This window comes from Ancylomarina sp. 16SWW S1-10-2, assembly GCF_009669305.1.
GTDB lineage: Bacteria > Bacteroidota > Bacteroidia > Bacteroidales > Marinifilaceae > Ancylomarina.
On the sequence record NZ_SADB01000001.1, the window covers coordinates 207,218 to 225,433 of the forward strand.

Annotated in this window: 16 protein-coding genes; 4 read left to right on the forward strand and 12 right to left on the reverse strand. The window is 33.4% G+C overall.

Annotated features, from left to right (window positions below):
* Positions 1-8: 8 nt before the first annotated feature.
* The 4 genes from hydF to EMN46_RS00990 all read right to left on the reverse strand — a co-directional run bounded on the left by hydF (position 9) and on the right by EMN46_RS00990 (position 4,600).
* Positions 9-1,208, reverse strand: coding sequence for a [FeFe] hydrogenase H-cluster maturation GTPase HydF (gene hydF, locus EMN46_RS00975; RefSeq protein ID WP_154198804.1), 1,200 nt, complete (start codon positions 1,206-1,208; stop codon positions 9-11).
* A gap of 2 nt (positions 1,209-1,210) precedes the next feature.
* Positions 1,211-2,377: a sigma-54 dependent transcriptional regulator gene (locus EMN46_RS00980; protein WP_154198805.1), complete on the reverse strand. Its 1,167-nt coding sequence runs from the start codon at positions 2,375-2,377 to the stop codon at positions 1,211-1,213.
* Between the two features lie 43 nt (positions 2,378-2,420).
* Positions 2,421-3,371: a phosphatase gene (locus EMN46_RS00985; protein ID WP_154198806.1), complete on the reverse strand. Its 951-nt coding sequence runs from the start codon at positions 3,369-3,371 to the stop codon at positions 2,421-2,423.
* 164 nt (positions 3,372-3,535) lie between these two features.
* Complete coding sequence (locus EMN46_RS00990) at positions 3,536-4,600, reverse strand: PorV/PorQ family protein (RefSeq protein ID WP_154199017.1); 1,065 nt, start codon at positions 4,598-4,600, stop codon at positions 3,536-3,538.
* A 154-nt stretch (positions 4,601-4,754) separates the two neighbouring features.
* On the opposite strand from EMN46_RS00990, the gene EMN46_RS00995 reads away from it, so the two are divergent.
* The gene (locus EMN46_RS00995) at positions 4,755-5,498 is read left to right on the forward strand and encodes a phosphatidylcholine/phosphatidylserine synthase (protein ID WP_154198807.1); all 744 of its coding nucleotides are present in this window, start codon (positions 4,755-4,757) and stop codon (positions 5,496-5,498) included.
* 227 nt (positions 5,499-5,725) lie between these two features.
* On the opposite strand, the gene EMN46_RS01000 is transcribed toward EMN46_RS00995, so the two are convergent.
* Entirely contained in the window at positions 5,726-5,989 is a 264-nt protein-coding gene (locus EMN46_RS01000) for an SEC-C metal-binding domain-containing protein (RefSeq protein ID WP_154198808.1), read from the reverse strand.
* Positions 5,990-6,281: 292 nt separating this feature from the next.
* Between EMN46_RS01000 and EMN46_RS01005 the strand changes: the two genes are divergently transcribed.
* Positions 6,282-7,376 (forward strand): chorismate mutase, encoded by a 1,095-nt coding sequence (locus EMN46_RS01005; RefSeq protein ID WP_229130231.1) that lies wholly within the window; start codon positions 6,282-6,284, stop codon positions 7,374-7,376.
* Between the two features lie 78 nt (positions 7,377-7,454).
* Here the strand turns inward: EMN46_RS01005 and EMN46_RS01010 are convergent, their stop codons facing one another.
* The 7 genes from EMN46_RS01010 to EMN46_RS01040 all read right to left on the reverse strand — a co-directional run bounded on the left by EMN46_RS01010 (position 7,455) and on the right by EMN46_RS01040 (position 15,880).
* The gene (locus EMN46_RS01010) at positions 7,455-9,155 is read right to left on the reverse strand and encodes a lytic transglycosylase domain-containing protein (protein ID WP_229130232.1); all 1,701 of its coding nucleotides are present in this window, start codon (positions 9,153-9,155) and stop codon (positions 7,455-7,457) included.
* 143 nt (positions 9,156-9,298) lie between these two features.
* Positions 9,299-9,841 carry a hypothetical protein gene (locus EMN46_RS01015; RefSeq protein WP_154198809.1) on the reverse strand — a complete coding sequence of 181 codons (543 nt, stop codon included), beginning with the start codon at positions 9,839-9,841 and terminating at the stop codon, positions 9,299-9,301.
* 31 nt (positions 9,842-9,872) lie between these two features.
* A complete protein-coding gene (locus EMN46_RS01020; protein ID WP_154198810.1) occupies positions 9,873-10,526 on the reverse strand; it encodes a DUF5683 domain-containing protein in 654 nt (217 codons plus the stop codon).
* A 20-nt stretch (positions 10,527-10,546) separates the two neighbouring features.
* Complete coding sequence (locus tag EMN46_RS01025) at positions 10,547-11,431, reverse strand: ParB/RepB/Spo0J family partition protein (RefSeq protein ID WP_154198811.1); 885 nt, start codon at positions 11,429-11,431, stop codon at positions 10,547-10,549.
* Positions 11,432-11,491: 60 nt separating this feature from the next.
* Positions 11,492-12,295, reverse strand: a complete 804-nt coding sequence (locus EMN46_RS01030; protein ID WP_154198812.1) for a ParA family protein — start codon at positions 12,293-12,295, stop codon at positions 11,492-11,494.
* 239 nt (positions 12,296-12,534) lie between these two features.
* Entirely contained in the window at positions 12,535-13,536 is a 1,002-nt protein-coding gene (locus EMN46_RS01035; RefSeq protein ID WP_368667476.1) for a bifunctional heptose 7-phosphate kinase/heptose 1-phosphate adenyltransferase, read from the reverse strand.
* A 121-nt stretch (positions 13,537-13,657) separates the two neighbouring features.
* The gene (locus tag EMN46_RS01040) at positions 13,658-15,880 is read right to left on the reverse strand and encodes an amino acid permease (protein WP_154198813.1); all 2,223 of its coding nucleotides are present in this window, start codon (positions 15,878-15,880) and stop codon (positions 13,658-13,660) included.
* A gap of 303 nt (positions 15,881-16,183) precedes the next feature.
* On the opposite strand from EMN46_RS01040, the gene EMN46_RS01045 reads away from it, so the two are divergent.
* Together EMN46_RS01045 and EMN46_RS01050 are read left to right on the forward strand one after the other, a co-directional pair.
* The gene (locus EMN46_RS01045) at positions 16,184-17,338 is read left to right on the forward strand and encodes a TlpA disulfide reductase family protein (protein ID WP_154198814.1); all 1,155 of its coding nucleotides are present in this window, start codon (positions 16,184-16,186) and stop codon (positions 17,336-17,338) included.
* Positions 17,339-17,401: 63 nt separating this feature from the next.
* Positions 17,402-18,166 carry a UDP-2,3-diacylglucosamine diphosphatase gene (locus tag EMN46_RS01050; RefSeq protein WP_154198815.1) on the forward strand — a complete coding sequence of 255 codons (765 nt, stop codon included), beginning with the start codon at positions 17,402-17,404 and terminating at the stop codon, positions 18,164-18,166.
* The last annotated feature ends 50 nt before the right edge of the window (positions 18,167-18,216 follow it).

Sequence of the window (18,216 nt, forward strand, 5' to 3'; positions counted from 1 at the left end):
CGAACCTCTTACATTTTAAATGGTTCAATAGCTCTATTATATATTCCCTGTACAAAAGCAATGGCTAAACCATAATTACTAACAGGAATTCCAGCTTCGATAGCTGGTAATAGTCGATTATGAATTTGCTTCTTTGTAATCATACAACCACCACATTGAATCACCATAGCATAATCATGTATAGGACGTTGAATCGCATCGAGCCCTGAAACAACATCGAAATCTAATTCACAATTGCAATATTTTTTTAACCAAGCAGGTAATTTAAATCGTCCAATATCTTCGCAAGAAACGTGATGAGAGCATGATTCTAGAATTAGAATACGATCTCCACTTTTTAAATCATCAATTTTTGGTGTTCCTTTTAAGTAATTTTCGAAATCGCCTTTTTGTCGAGCCAAAACAGTACTAAAACTTGTAAGGGGAATGTCTTTTGGAACGAGCTGACCTGCTAAATCGAATATCTGACTGTCGGTAATGGCAAGTTTAGGTTTTACATTCGTTGTTCTAAAAAACTCAGTTACCTGATCTTCCTGAAGAACAATATTCACACAATGATTATCCAACACATCACGAATTAACTGCACTTGAGGTAAAATCATACGACCAGATGGAGCTTCCGAATCAATCGGACAAATTAACATCACTACATCATTGGGTTGAATTAAATCACCAATAATAGTTTTAAATACTTTAGAAGATTCTGGTGCCGTTTTCTTAATTAAATCAATAATCTCATCGAAATTATCGGTTTTTACAGTTGAAAAATTAACAACTGAAGTTTTATGCGTTTTCTCTAATTTTGATTTAAGAGCCTTATCTATTCTCGTCTCATCCGCTTTATTGTGGATAATGAAGAAAGGTGTTTTATAATAATTGAATTTCTCTATTAAATCTTCTTCAAAAGTTCCAAAGACATTATCAGCAATCACCAAAATAGCTAAATCGATGGTCGAAATAGAATGTAATGTTTTTTGGATTCTCTTTTTCCCCAAATCACCAGTATCATCAATACCTGCAGTATCAATTAGAATAACAGGTGCATAATCTAAAATTTCAAAGGATTTTTTAACAGGATCGGTTGTTGTTCCTGCAATATCCGATACGATTGCAATTTGCTGATCAGCCAACGTATTTATGATGGAAGATTTACCGCAATTTCTACGCCCATAAATTCCTATATGCGTTTTATGATCTTTTGTTTTCATATTTACTTTTTATTGGCACCAGCATACAGCACAATATCTTTCTTGGTAATTTCTTTAGCACCCAAAATAATTAATCGCTCAATTATATTCCTAAGCTCCCGGATATTTCCCGTATAATCCAGTTTTAAAAGTTCAGCAATAGCATCATCAGCAATTGTTTTTGGAGGTAAGCCCATATCTGAACAAATCATCTTGATAAAATGCTGTACCAATAAAGGAATATCTTCAATTCTATCGTTCAAAGCGGGAACCTTAATCAAAATAACGCTTAATCGATGATATAAATCTTCACGAAACTTATTCAATGCAATCTCATCCGAAAGATTTTTATTCGTCGCAGCAATTACCCTTACATCAACAGTTATCTCTTTATCACCACCAACACGAGTAATCGTATTTTCTTGCAAAGCACGCAAAACTTTGGCTTGAGCAGATAGACTCATGTCACCAATTTCATCTAAAAATAGAGTTCCACCATCAGACAATTCGAACTTCCCTTTTCGCTGCTTATACGCCGAAGTAAAAGAACCTTTCTCGTGCCCAAACAATTCACTTTCTATAAGTTCCGAAGGAATAGCCGCACAGTTAACCTCTATAAATGGTTTTTTAGCTCTATTACTTTTTTCGTGAATTCGATGTGCAACAAGCTCTTTACCCGTTCCGTTAGAGCCCGTAATCAAAACACGAGCATCAGTTGGAGCAACTTTTTCAATCATATCGTTTAACTCCATAATGGCTTTCGATTCACCAATCATGTCGTACTTCTTACTCACCTTTCGTTTCAGAACTTTCGTTTCAGTTATAAGAACAGCCTTTTCAAGAGCATTTTTAATGGTGATTAGAATTCGATTTAAATCAAGCGGTTTTTCAATAAAATCGAAAGCTCCTTTTTTAATAGCTTCAACGGCAGTATCAATATTACCGTGTCCCGAAATGATGATAACAGGTACATCAAAAGCTATTTCCTGTAGCTTCTCAAGAACCTCGATTCCATCCATTTCTGGCATTTTTATATCACAAAGAATCACATCAAACTCATTGGCTTCAACCATTTTAATAGCTTCCATTCCATTCTCGGCAAGACTCACTTGATATTTTTCGTACGAAAGGATATCTTTCAAAGTATTGCGAATACTTTTTTCGTCATCGACGATTAAAATTTTTGACATGCTATAATATTAAGATAATGACTTAAATATATTTAACTAAATTCTACGATATCAACTTCTCTGATTCATCTAAAACTTTAAGATAATCGAAAAGAGCACCTTCTTTTAAGGCATAAGCAGACTGAAACAAAACAGACAACTCACTTTCTTTAACTAGAAAGTTAATAAAAACACTGGCGACAACCATAAGATGTACACGAGTAGCATCCATACCTTCCATCTGCATTCTTTCCTCAAGTGTCGACTCTAAGAAACGTTTATGCAAGGTATTAAAATCCTCTAGTTTTATATTGAAATAGGTTTGATCAGTGTACAATTCATTTTCCTCTTCAGCCATAATAACCTGACGTAAAGTAGAAAACGAACCAGATGAACCTATTAATGTTTTTACAGAATAGGTCTTCAATACTTCAATTAAATCACTCAATTTATCTTTCAGGAAAGCTTCAATTGCCTTAATCTCATCCAATTTAATTGGATCAGAAGGATGAAAATGTTCCAACAAACGAATCATACCTATCGGATATGATTTCTTCCAAAAAATCTTGTCCGCATTAGCAATGATTATCTCATTACTACCTCCACCAATATCAAGAATTGCAACGATCTCATCATTCAAGCCAACCGCTTCTCGCGTTCCATAATAAATTAATTCAGCCTCTCTATTTCCAGAAATAACTTCGATTTCGATATCAAAATCTTGATGTATTTGCTTCACAAAATCCTGTCCATTCTCAGCTGTTCTAATAGCAGAGGTCGCAAAACCAATAGTCTTGACAGTTTGGTAAGAATTAATAATTTGCTTCATCTCAACAAATGCTAAATGAGCACGTTTTTGAGCCTCATCAGTAATATAGTTTTGATTTATTCCTCCCTCTCCTAACTTAACTGGATATTTGGAACGATGTAGTATATTAATTTGCTTACTAGCCGTAATTTCAGCCACAAGCAAATTGAATGTATTGGTACCCAAATCGATAATTGAGATACGCATAAGTAGATTAAATTTTAGTTTTAAAATAGCCTTTACAAGATACCTAAAATAGTGAATTTTAAATGTACAACAAGCTAAAATACCGAAGAAATGTTGACATCTTTAATCTTAACACAGAATAAAAAGAGGCATCAGAAAAAATTAAAAATTTATGTTTTAATAATTTATTCAAAGGCGTAAGAGAGCGAAAATACGTTTGAATACAAAGAAATGGATTGATCACCAATATCGGTAAGAGCATAATCGAGACGAAAATTTTTATAATGAATACCTAAGCCCATGTTAGGTTGAAAAACCAGTGATTCCTCTTGTTTAAAATCTGTTTCTCTTTGGATATTCCCCACGCCCATCCTTAAATAGATTAGGTTCTGATATTGAAATTCCAAACCCATATGTGGATCTATACTAACAGGATCTCCTTCGATTAAGGTATGACGCTCACCATCGAAAGTAAAATCAGCATCTAGCTCTGCCAAAACAGAAACCTTATCGGTTAATCTGATATCTCTACTCACTCCTAAAATTAATCGAGGCAATGTAATTTCGGTAGAATTTTCAGGAATCTCATTTCCAGTATCTTTAAAGACTTGCTCTAAATCATCCGTTTTAAAAACCCAAGCATTAAACGTTGAGCTAGCATCGCGCAATAAAGCTCCCATCTGCCAATTACCTGTTTTATATTTTAAGGCCGCATCGATTCCAAATCCATAAGCCGATGCAAAATCACCAGTATGACGATAAATCAACTTTACATTTCCACCAATAGATAAACCTTTAATTTTTGTTTTTTTGGCATAAGAAATCAACAAAGCATAATCTGCAGCTGAGAATGTCGTTACTAAATCGTATCGAATATTTCCATCCTTATCAATCAGTTCTAACGTATTGGGAATATCATCCACACCATATCGAATAACACTAAAAGCCAAAGCACTTTTTTCGTCCAACTTTATACCAAAACCAACATAATCGTATGCAGCCATACCTGCAAAATATTCAGCATGCATAGCTGACAAGTCATACTTTCTACTTAAATCGGCCAAACTAGCAGGATTCCAATAGGCAGATTCAACTCCCTCTTGAGAAGCCACAGCCACATTACCCATTGCAAAAGCTCTTGCTCCTATACCAACAGATAAAAACTCGTTGCTGTATTTAGGTGCTGAAGTTTGCCCTAAAAGACTATAGCTTGAAATAATAAAAAATAGAAAGATTAGGTATTTTTGCATCATATAGATTTTGGACGAAGCGTAAAAATACAATGCTTTTTTTAGTTCAATGACATTCTCTATGAAACTTTTCAAAGCTTTCCGATTTTTAAACTAATTTTGCAAGGTTCACTTTAAAGAACAAATTTTATTGATCAAAAAAATAATACACAAAATGACAATCACAAAACACATTCCCAACACCATAACTTGTCTAAATATATTATCAGGCTGTATTGCCAGTTTATTAGCTATTGAAGGTTATTTATTTGGAGCTTCCTTAGTCATACTTCTTGCTGCAGTATTCGATTTTATGGATGGCATGTTTGCTCGTTTATTGGGAGCTTATTCTGAAATGGGGAAAGAGTTAGATTCATTAGCCGACATGCTTAGTTTTGGATTTGCACCAGCTTGCATTGCTTTCTCTTACATGAAACTAGCAGTATTAGGAGATACTGCTTTCACACCAGAAACATTGTCATATTCACAATTAGCAATAGTACTATCTGCCTTTCTTATTTCAATTTTCTCAGGACTTCGATTAGCTAAATTCAATGTAGATACACGCCAAACCACATCATTTATGGGTATTCCTACTCCTGCAAATGCAATGTTTTGGGCATCACTACCTATAGTACTTCATTTTGGTGACTATCCAATGATAGAAAATCTTCTTGCTAACCAGTGGCTTATTTTAGGAGCAATAATTATAACCTCACTACTTTTGGTTTCTGAAATTCCTATGTTTGCTCTAAAAGTTAAGAATCTTAAATGGCAAGAAAATAAAATCCGATATTTATTTCTAATCACTTTAGCCATATTAGCAATTCTTCTTAAATGGTTGGTTATTCCACTAATTCTATTTGTATATATTTTCTTCTCATTAATAAATAATATGACAAAAAAAGAATCTAAATAAAATATTTCATAGCTCTCATTTTAATTAATGAGAGCTTTTTTATGTTCTAATTTTTGTAAAGCATAAGCACACCAACATACATCTCTTTAATGTAAGAGACATTCATCTTCCAAAAACAATATTGAGTGAAAGCCTAAGACTCCTTGCTTCAATAAAATTTAAAATCATCTTGACTTTCAAATCTTTAATGAAGTTCCAAATATCTATTTACCTCTTATTTCAACGAACTACTCACTAATAACTGAGGTTTTAAACAAATCGTGATCTTTTCTAATTTTCTTTATGGATAAAACTTTAATCGTTTCTTCTCCTGTTAGCAAGTTAATCTTACGAACGGCACGCTTACTCGATTTAAGATGCTTAGGATAGTGACAACTTTTATACTTTTTACCACTATTACAATAACACTTCTCGTTTCTCTCGATTTTAACGTAGTAAAAATCTTCTTTATCAAAACTGAAAATTTTTAGGATTGGATCTAATAAGTTCATAAGCAAGATTTAGTGAATTAAACTCCCCTTTAAATTAACATTAATATTTAAGAAATCAAATAAGAAAAAAAAGGAATCTATATAGCATTAAACAGAACCTAACACCACTCATTTATTTATTCTGGAGCACATTTAACGCCTAATTCATCTAAATACTAATTTCCCAAATCATGTTTTATAAAAGAATAATAGAATGAGTTAATTTAGAATTTTCTTTAAAGAATTAAAAGTGTAATTTTGCAGACGTATTTTCAGCCTAAGAAAACATTTAAATCCAGCCGAAATTAAGACTATGAACGAATTAAATAATTTAATGCCCATTAATGAGTGGTTTAAAAGATTAGACAGCCGCCCAATAATAATTAGTGGGTCGTCGAGTTCTGAATCAGAAGAACAAGTCTTAAATACAGCTCGTCAATTAAAAGAGATTGACCAGGTCAAGATTTTTAGATCTAGTATTTGGAAGCCACGTACCAATGTAAATAGTTTTGACGGTCGTGGGGATGATACGCTTCACTGGTTAAATCAGGTTAAGTTAGAGACTAATCTACTAACCATGGTTGAGGTTGCTTCTCCTAAGCACGTAGAAATGTGCCTTCGTCATAACGTTGATATTCTTTGGATAGGATCTGAAACAACATCAAACCCATTTTCTATACAAGAACTGGCAAGTGCATTACAAGGTATGAATATACCTGTAATGATAAAAAACCCTCTTAATCCTGATATTAACCTTTGGATTGGAGCATTGGAACAAATCAATAAAGCGGGTATTTCTAAATTAGCTGCTATTCACTGCGGATTCTTTCCTTTTGAACAAACAAGCTTACGGAACATACCTAAATGGGAAATTGCAATTGAATTAAAATCAAGATTTCACAATCTACCTATGATTTGTAATCCATCTCATATTGCTGGAGACAAAGAGCATATTCAACAAATGTCTCAAAAAGCTCTAGACTTAAATATGGACGGTTTGATGATAGAAAGCAATTCCATTCCGAATGCAGACTTAAGTCAAACTGAACAACAAATTAGTCCTTCAGAATTAAACACGATATTAAACAACTTAGTTTGTCGATTAAGTATTAAAAATAATGAAGACTACAACCCGCTAGGTCAATTTCGAAATCAACTTGATTCGATAGATGCTCAGTTTATTGAACTTTTAGCACAGCGAATGAATGTAGTAAGCGAAATTGGAGAGTATAAATCGAAACAAAATTTGAATATTCTTCAGCTTAAACGATGGGAGAAAGTGCGAGAGCAAGGAACTGAATTAGGAAAATCATTAGGCTTGTCTGAAAAATTCCTTACTCAATTACTTAGAATGATTCACAAAGAATCTATCCTTATTCAAAACGACGTTATGAATAACAAAAAATAAATTCTCAAATAATGAGAATTTAAAAAGCCAGTAGATGAAAATCTACTGGCTTTTTCTTTACTAAATATTTTATAGAGACTAACTCTTTTGCTTAATCTTCAATTTTTGACCTACTCTTAAACTATGAGAATTTTTTATATTATTAATTCTCATGATATCGTAGTTCGAAACCCCTGGGTATTTTTTAGCAATAGTCCAGAAATTATCATTCTTTCTAACCGTGTAATAAACATACTCTCCACTATCTTCTGATGTTGATTGCTTAACATCACTAGTAGTCGTCTTAGCAACATATGACTTACCAAGAGTCGCTTGTTTTTGTCTCTTAGACATACTATTAAAAGACTTATAGTACGAATACTTCGACTTAGGAACGTATATGGCTAAATTCTGACCAACACGAATCATATTACGGTGAATATTATTCCAGTAACGTAAATTTGAAGTTCTAACATGAAACCAAGAAGCAATTAGACCAACCGCATCACCAGACTTCACTTTATAATAAACCTTAGATTGTCCTTTGGGAACAACATGTGCGTATTTTTGGTATCTATCACGTGGATTAACAACCTTATCTTTCAGGTTAAAATAATAGTCTTTCTTGTATGATATAATTGAATCCTGATTATCAATAAAAGCCAATGCAGATTCAAAAGGAATTTTCAAAGCATATGGTTTATTATAAGCGGGAATAATATCAGCACGAAACTGAGGATTCAACTCACGCAATTTTTCTTTAGAAACATTGGCAAATTTTGCAATCTGATCGAAATGTAACTGCTCCTTTACCATTATAGTATCACAAACCTCTGGAAATTGATTTGGACGTGGATACAAGCCGTGTTCTGCATGAAAGTTAAATGAATATAGTGCTGCAATAAAAGCTGGCACATAACCTCTAGTTTCCTTTGGTAATCGGTAATAAATATCCCAATAATTTTTCTTGCCTCCACTTCGGCGAATAGCCTTATTTACATTTCCAGGACCACAATTATATGCAGCAATAACCAATGGCCAATTACCATACATTTTATATAAGTCCTTAAGAAATTTTGCCGCAGCATAACTCGATTTTATAGGATCACGACGATCATCTACAAAGGAGTTTACCTCCAACTTATACATTTTTCCTGTAGAATACATAAACTGCCACAAACCGGAAGCACCAGCTCTCGACAATGCTTTAGGATTAAGTGCCGATTCAATAATAGGAAGGTACTTTAACTCTTGAGGCAAACCTTCTTTATCGAGAATTTCCTCAAAAATCGGAAAATAATATTCCGACATCCCCAGCATAATCTCTACTTGGTCTCTTCTACGCTGTGTATAAAGTTCGATGTAATTCTTTACAATTTTATTATACGATAAATCGAACATAGATGGTATCGACTGTAAACGCTTAATATAAACTGAATCTGCTATATTCTCCTTTACGTACTTCGTCTCTGGACCAACATATTCTGTTGTTTTAATCGAATTTTCAGCATACCATGCATTAACCAATTTATCCAAATCACTTTTGAATTCTGGTTGAATACTATCATTCAAATCCCAACGAACATCAACTGGATTAATCTTAAGAAAAGCTAAGGAATCTTTCTCAACTGCAGGAATCATTTCTTCTTCCTCAATAATAGGATTATCAACTTCACTAGACAGCGCGAATTCCTCTTGCGATTTATCTACTACATTCGAAATATCAGTAGCTTTTTTACTCGTAGAACAAGCCATGCTAGTAATAAGAGCTAGGGAATAAAGGGAATATTTAAATTTCATATTTGTTTCATTTCTTCATTTCTATCTCTTCATGAAATAGAATTCATATTAATACTAGTGCAACTTGCACTCTCCACTTTTGATTATACGCATTCAAGCAAATTTTATTGCTCCACAAATCTTAAAAAATGTATAATCACCAACTACTTTAAGATATCAAATAACATTTCTGTCAACCAACTCTTACTATTCACTTTGATATAATTTTCCTTTTCTACGCCAACTAATCCACGTTCCTCAGCTTCTTGATTCAAGCTAAAAAAAATACCAGCCTCTTTAGCAATTTGTTGTTTTTGTACAAGCGTTAAGAATTCAGATTGAAACTTGGGATAACTTGCTGTATTTTTAAAATCAAGATTCAAGGAATCCTTCTTATCTACTAAAAATTTAAAGTATCCCACAAGCTTATCAACGTGATTGGCATTCTCAACAAGATCTTCTTTTTTAATGTCAACAATTTTCAAGCCTGAAGATGAATTGATATGTATCGTGTATTTTTCATCATCAAAATGAATTGTTGCAAAGGTAAAACTTTGATCTAGAATATCAGAAAACAATAGGAACTCTTGCTGCTCTTGCTTATCTATTGTATCACCAACAATATGATGCAAAACAATTAACTTATCCTGAGAAAAAACCGATAAGTTAAAGAATACAATAAGAATTAGACTGATAAATGATTTCATGACAAAATCCTTTCGTTAAATTTCTAAAACATTAAAAGTTTAATCGACAAGAGAGTCCAAGCATATTACCCGATACTGGATTATAATTCATCTTGGGTTGAATAGTCATCGTTAAATCATCATTAATATTGAAATTAGTTAAATGAGCATCAACCGTTGCATCAATAATATTAATGACATAAACTCCAAATAGAATAATATAACTTAAATCTCTATCATGCCTATAGGAATCTTTCTTATTTTTAAATGTCGTTTTAAACCAATCATCATAATCCGAAGTCGTTGTAGAAAAATCTGTGTCTGGACTAAGTTTCTGAAAACGTTTAGATGTCGGCTCTTCAATACCATCACCTTCAGCTTGGTTTTTGAATTCTAAATATTTTGTAAAATCAAAATAAGCATTCTTATAGTCATTATATTGACCTGTATTCCAACTAATAGCATAAACAGAAGCACCAATACCTGCATACAAGATAGGTACCTTCCAATATTTCTTATTATAAATTTGCCCCAATCCTGGAAGTAAAGCAGAATAAAGAGTAGCCTTATGAGGAGAATGTTCTTCTACTTCTATAGCTTTATAAGTAGTATCTGATTCAATTTTCTGCGCCTGTACATTTTGTCCAGAAATTATCACAACAAAGCACACTATTACAAGAAAAAGAAGTGTTTTTGACTTATTCAAAACGTATTTTTTTTGAGGTTTTATGATTTCATCTGATCAAGAACAGCTAGAATACGTTCTAAATCATCATCGGATTTAAAAGGAATAATAATCTTTCCTTTTCCTTTATCGTTACGTTTCAAATCAATCTTAGAATCAAAATATTTTGATAAATGATCTTTCAAACTCTCATATTCTTCAGCCAAACGACCAGTACTAGTCTTTTCTTTAATAGGTTTTCCACTATTAGCTTCGCGAACCATTTCTTCAATCTTTCTTACAGAAAGATCTTGAGTCGCAGCCATTTTAAAGATAGACAATTGATACTCTCTATTATTTACATTCACCAACGCACGAGCATGTCCCATAAGGATTTGCTTTTCACGAATTCCCTTCTGAATTTCAGCTGGCAGTTTAAGTAAACGTAGATAATTTGAAATAGTTGATCGTTTCTTTCCAACACGATCGCTCAAACTTTCCTGAGTTAAATCACATTCGTCAATTAATCGTTGATATGAAATAGCAACTTCCATGGAATCAAGATCTTCACGCTGAACATTTTCAACCAAAGCCATCTCGAGCATTTTGTCATCTTCAGCAAGACGAACATATGCAGGTATTTTTGTTAAACCAGCAATTTTAGCCGCTCTTAAACGACGTTCTCCTGCAATAAGTTGAAATGAATTGTTATTCAATTTGCGAACAGTGATAGGCTGAACGATACCAATTTCTTTAATCGATTGAGCTAATTCATTTAAAGACTCTTCGTTAAATTTAGTTCGAGGTTGAAAAGGATTAACCTCAATCTTCGATAGCTCAATTTCGTTACTTAATTCATTATCCTTGTGAGAAGGACGAGTCTGAAATTCATCTCGATCGTCAATCAAAGCTCCTAAACCTCTACCTAATGCACTCTTTTTTGCCATAACATATCATTATAAAATATGAATTCCAATAGTTTATTATGCTAATCGAATTGCATTTCCTTATTTCTCAATTTCATTATCTTGATGCTCTTCTTCCGCTTCTGTATTATTAACAACTAGCTCTCGAGCTAAGTTTAAATAATTAACAGCTCCTTTAGATTCTGCATCATATAAAATAGCAGGCTTTCCGTAACTTGGTGCCTCTCCTAGTTTTGTATTTCGCTGGATAATCGTTTCGAAAACCATATCCTGAAAATGTTTTTTCACTTCGCTAACCACTTGATTAGATAAGCGTAAACGGCTATCATACATGGTTAATAAGAAACCTTCAATTTCCAAATCAGGATTTAATCTACTTTGAATAATCTTAATTGTATTTAAAAGCTTACCTAAACCTTCTAGTGCAAAATATTCACACTGCACCGGTATTAAAATAGAATCTGCTGCGGTTAAAGCATTAACTGTAATCAATCCTAAAGAAGGTGAACAATCAATTAAGATATAATCATAATCATCGCGAACAGCGTTCAAAACATTCAGAAGAATCTTTTCACGATTAGCTAAATTCAGCATTTCAATTTCTGCACCTACCAAATCAATATGTGAAGGAAGAAGATCTAAACCTTCCATTTCAGTTTTAAGAATTGCATCTTTAGGATCAATGCCATCAACGATACATTCGTACAAACTATTTTCAATTACACGAACATCAAAACCATAGCCTGATGTTGCATTAGCTTGAGGATCGGCATCTACAATAAGAACACGATGTTCTAACACAGCAAGACTAGAAGCTAGATTGATGGCTGTTGTTGTTTTTCCAACACCACCTTTTTGATTTGCAAGAGCGATTATTTTAGCCATAAACAATTTCTATTTTAATCGGATAAAACGAATAAAACCCGTTCCCCTTTTGTAGATACAACACTTACCTTAGATAGACGAAAAACAATAACTTGACCAATCATAATCTCTTATAATCTAGTTCTATTTAGTCATGTTTTCGTTAGTTTCAAAGATAGCATTTTAAACGACATTTAAAATTTAGACAGCCTCAGACTTATTAATAATAAGTGCAAAGTTATAAACAATTTTAAATAGAATTAAGCTTCTGCATAAAGTTTAAGACTCTCAGCGAGTAACTGCTCCTTGTCAATAGGAACTACAACGGGTATTTCACAAACAATACCACCTGCAAGGTTCGATATGGCAGCAATATCTGCTGAATTCATTCCTGCTGTTAAACAAAGTGTTGCTACAGAAATAACCGTATCTCCAGCTCCTGATACATCAGCAATTTTTCTAACGACTGCAGGAATATGCTCAAAAGCAGTCTCGTTACTGATAAATACACCTAATTCCGAAAGCGTAATCATCAACTTATCAACACCCATCTCTCTCTGAAATTGTTTTGCAGCTCGAAACAAACCATCAATATCTCCTTTTTCAAGAGTCAAGTTGGAACCTTCAACAAATTCTTTAAAATTTGGTTTGAACAAAGTAACATTTTTATAGTCTGAATAATGACGCTTTTTAGGGTCAACTAAAATAGGAATATTCATTTGTTTAGCCTTATCCGTAACAGTCTCAATCAATTCCCTTGTGATTAATCCTTTATCGTAATCTTCAAAAACAATGGCATGAATATCTTGGTTATCCATTAAATTGACAACATGTTTAATAAAAGAAATTTCAGTTTCATCAGCTAACTCATGCGTATCTTCTTCATCGATACGAATAACGTGCTGATTATTACTAATAAATCTGGTTTTAACAGTTGTTCTTCTATTAGAACAAGTGACAATACCCGACTGATCTTGCTGAATTTCAGACAGAAGTTTGATAAAATCCTTACCTCTATCATCGTCACCAATTACAGAACACAATATGGGATTTGCACCTAAAGACTTAATATTCAAAGCCACATTGGCAGCACCACCCAATCTATTTTCACGACTTGAACATGAAAAAATTGGCACTGGAGCCTCTGGAGATATACGATCGACCTTACCCCATGCGTAAGCATCAACCATAACGTCACCTATAATAAGAATGTTGTAATCGGAGAAGGACTCGAAAATACGATTCAATTCAGATTTATTCACAAGCAATATTTTTATTTGTTTTTCCCAACAAAGATAAACAAATTCAAATCTTTAAAAATAGATGAGTGCAGCTTTAAATATTTTTAATAGATCAGAAAAGTTACAGATCTAAAATTAACAGCTATTCAATTTCTTTCTTCGAATTAGCATTCACAAACAAAATATGACCAAGATTATCGTAACCTTTAAATGTTTCGGCACCTTCATGCTTAATTATATCACCTCTAAAACCGATCAAAGTTAGCCCTGCATTCTCCGATTTTTCATTAATCATATCCTTAGGTGCAACATTTTCTTGCTCAATCAAAACTTGAACATTAGTTCTTCTAATTGGCATTCGACCAGAGGCAATCATTTCATCAAGACTTGCTCTAACCTCCTCTGCTTGGAAAGCCTTGCAGATATTAAAAATTTTAATATCTGATTTTTTCCAATCGGGATGTCCAGCAATAATAAAGCTTAATAAAATCATCAAATTGGCATTATCGGCATCGCTTGGTTTAATCCAAATATGAATATCAAAATTTGTATTAAAACGACGATTTGATGAAGCTAAAACACAGAAATCAAAATCACCAGCATTAGCGAGGGCATAATTTTCGAGAATTTCGTCCAGGGTTTCAATTCTATCTTTATCAAACTCGAATATGACCATATTATTCTCCATGCCAGCAACCCCAGGCAATTGAATAGCCTGCGCAATAGCCGAAGTGTACGAAGGAGATATGATTGTATCAACAAAAACATGATTTTCTAGATTTTCTGACCGTCTTACCAATAGGTCAAGTTCCTGCTTAGCTTGTTCGTGCGTAGCTTTAGAATAGTAACCTTCGATACGATGTAAATATGTTCCAAAACCATACTTATAGGCAATCCAATTCAATAATTTAAAAGCCGTATCCCGCTCAAAAGAATCTTTAGAGATACAAATGGCACTGGGTCTCCATTCTTGCACACGCTTTTTCCCTGCTTTTTGCAAAAAAACCTGTACGTTTCGATTTAACTGATACAATGAGTTCAAAAATATGGACGCCAAACCATGTCTATCCTTATGATATGAATTGATGTATAAATAAGTTAAAATCATTAAAGCAATAGCCAATAAAGCATATGGAGTACTAATCTTAAACATGACTATAACGGAAACTATAAATCCTAAAATAGACAAATACCATTTCGATTTAAATGATGGTCTATAACTTGGCGATGATCCAAAATGATTCAGAAAAGAAATTAAACAAAGTGCCCCATAAGTCACCATAAAAAACATAGATATAATACCAGCTACAGCATTAATATCACCCAGGAAAACAAAGAACATGGCAATGATGCATGTTACCAAGGAAGCATTTATAGGTTCGCCATCTTTTTCGCGTCCTTTAGCTAACCACCTATTTAGTGCTAATGATGGTAAGGACTTATCAACCGAAAGAGCCTGCAATGTTCTTGGTGCAACCATAACCGACCCAAGTGCTGATGAAATGGTTGAAGCTGCTAAACCTAAGGGAATAAAAATAGCACCTCCAAGTGCAATTTGGCTCATGATTAGCTGATGGTCTAATAAATCTTGCACACTGGCGTATTGAGCCAGTTTGTAGATAACCAAAACATAAATAATCATACCAATAAAAGTGGCTGCTGTAGTTCCCCAAGGAATAGATTTAGCGGGATTTTTAAGATCACCCGAAAGTCCAACCCCTGCGGTTATTCCAGTAAATGCAGGAAAAACAATGGCAAAAACCACAAAAAATTGATCTGTATTTCGAAACTCAGCATTAAACAAAGAAAAATTGGAAACTGAAGCATGCGCCGTATCGCCAAGGAAAAATAGAACAAGAGAAACAAAAAGAATAGCTACAACAAAGTAAAGCACCTTAACACCAAGATTAGCTCCTTTTTTTAAAATCAGAAAAGATAAAATCAACATAGCTGGAACAGAAATAACCTGTCTAGGCAAGGTCAAATCGTAAGTTGACAACACCCAATTAAAAACGGGCTCAAAAGCTTCGGTGAAAGCAATAACATAAAAAGCAACGGAAATAGCCTGAGAAAAGAATAAAGCCATACCAATAGTCGCTCCAATATTTAAACCAAATGAGCGCGATATAATAAAATATTCTCCACCACCTTCTACCCGTTTGTTAGTTGCTAGTTCGGAAATAGCAAAAGCTGTAGGGATAGTCACTAAATGTCCTAGTATAATAATTAGAATAACACCCCAAAAACCTAAACTCCCAACAGCATAACCAAATCTCAGGAATAAAACAGCTCCTAAAATAGTAGATATGGCTGTAAAAAAAACAGGTGCTGTTCCAAATTTCCGTTTTGTTACGCCTTCTTGCATAGAACCTTAGTATTGATTTTGAACTTCAGACTTAATAAATTTAAACTTAATAATTTAGTCAACCGAATCTTTCAAGATAAATTTTCATGATCAAAACTTATATTTTATATGATTAAAGACTCAATCTGTTCACTAATTTTGAGTGTTAATACAGGAAATTATTACTATTTTCGGCTTTAATTACTATATCAAGATTTTTAACAATATAGCCTTATTAGATATGAATGGCAGATATAGATTAATCGACATTAACCTGTTAACTAACAAATAAACTATCTTTAAAAGACGTAAAAACTAAAAACAATGAAGAAACTACTGTTCGTACTTCCACTTTTACTTTTGTTTGCATGTAATCAAGAACCTACTGTTAAAATTAAAGGACGCATCCAAAAAGGTGATGGCATTACACTTTACCTTGACAAACTTCATACTGCGAGTGCAGAGACAATTGATTCGGTTAAGCTTGACAAGGATGGTGATTTTCGTTTTAAAACAAAATCAACAGAACCAGGTTTCTACCTTTTACGTTTATCGAACGGTAAATTAATTACACTTCTTGCAAATCCGGATGAAAAAATTGAAGTCAACTCGATTTCGACACATATGAGTCGTGCTTACACCGTATCGGGTTCAACAGGTTCGGCATTAGTCAAAGATCTTAACGATAAGCTTAAGGAAACAAAAGATAGTATTGCAGTTATCAGAAAACAATTGGAAGAAAAAAAATCGGACATAAATTACTCTAGCATATCTCAAAACTTAATAGCTAAATATGTTGAGCTGATACAAGATCAAAGAGAATTCTCGACAAACTTCATTATGAAAAATGCCACTTCACTTTCAAGTTACTTGGCTCTTTATCAAAAAATCGATAAGAACACGTACGCTTTAAATGAGAACAGTGACATTAAGTTTGCAAAAGTTGTTGCTTCATCAATGAGAGCGCTTTACCCCGAGCATGAGTACACTAAAGCGGTATTAGCCAACCTTAAGGAGATGGAACAAAATCTAACAAATTTTAAACTTCAGAAATTAATTAAAGAACAAGGATCTAACTACCCTAACTTAAACCTAAAAAACACTGAAGGGAAGGAAGTTAACCTAAACTCATTTAATGGGAAAGTTATCATCTTAAGTTTTTGGGCTTCACAAAATCCAGCTTCAAGAAAACTAAACAGGACCTTGAAAAAAATCTATGCAAAATACAAAAATAAGGGTTTAGTTATTTATCACGTTTCTGTTGATACAAATGAAAAACTTTGGAAACAAGCTATTAAGCAAGATGACTTGAACTGGACTAACGTTTGTGAGCCTACAAATGGAAGCTCTATTGCTTTAAGCACCTATAATGTAAAACAAATTCCTGCAAATTATATTATTAGCAAAGAAGGAAAATTCGTTGGAAAAAACCTTTATGGATTAGCTCTTGAAGAAAAAGTTGCTGATTACATCAAATAAAAATATTATTTAGAGTCTAGATATTACAATAATCTAGACTCTAAACTTAATCTAAAAACACATATGACAACTAGAAAAAAAATATATTTTGCATCTGACGTTCACTTAGGAGCTCCAGCTTTAAACAACAACCTTCAGCGCGAAAAGTTGTTTGTAAAATGGCTCGATCAAGTGAAGGATGATGCCAAGGCCATTTATTTAATGGGGGATATTTTCGATTTCTGGTTCGAATATAAAAGAGTTGTACCGCGAGGTTTCACCAGATTTTTTGGAAAACTTGCTGAGATATGTGATTCAGGAATTGAGGTTCATTTCTTTACTGGTAATCACGACATTTGGGTTTTCGATTACCTCCCAAAAGAACTTGGTGTTATCGTTCATCACGACCTAGTAAAAACAGAAATAGAAGGTAAAAAATTCTTTTTAGCTCATGGTGATGGTCTTGGGCCTTACGACAAGGGCTATAAGATGCTGAAAAAGATATTTACCAATAAGTTTTTGCAGTGGTGCTTTGCCCGATTACACCCTAACTTTGCAATTGGGATAGCCTATAAATGGTCTTCGCACAGTCGTTTGAGCGATGGAAAAGTTGAAGCTGATCAATTTAGGGGAACCGATAAAGAATGGCTAGTTCTTTTTGCCAATGATGTACTTAAAGAGGAATATTTCGACTACTTTATTTTTGGACATCGCCATTGGCCTTCGAATATAGAGCTTGACAAAGGTGCTCGTTACATTAATACCGGTGATTGGATTTCTCATTTCACCTATGCGGTTTTTGATGGTGAAAAAATGGAACTCTTGAACTTTGAAAAACCAGAAGCTTAATGTTATTTCATCATCACTCCTCGCTTCAATTTCTATAAAAAATACGCTTT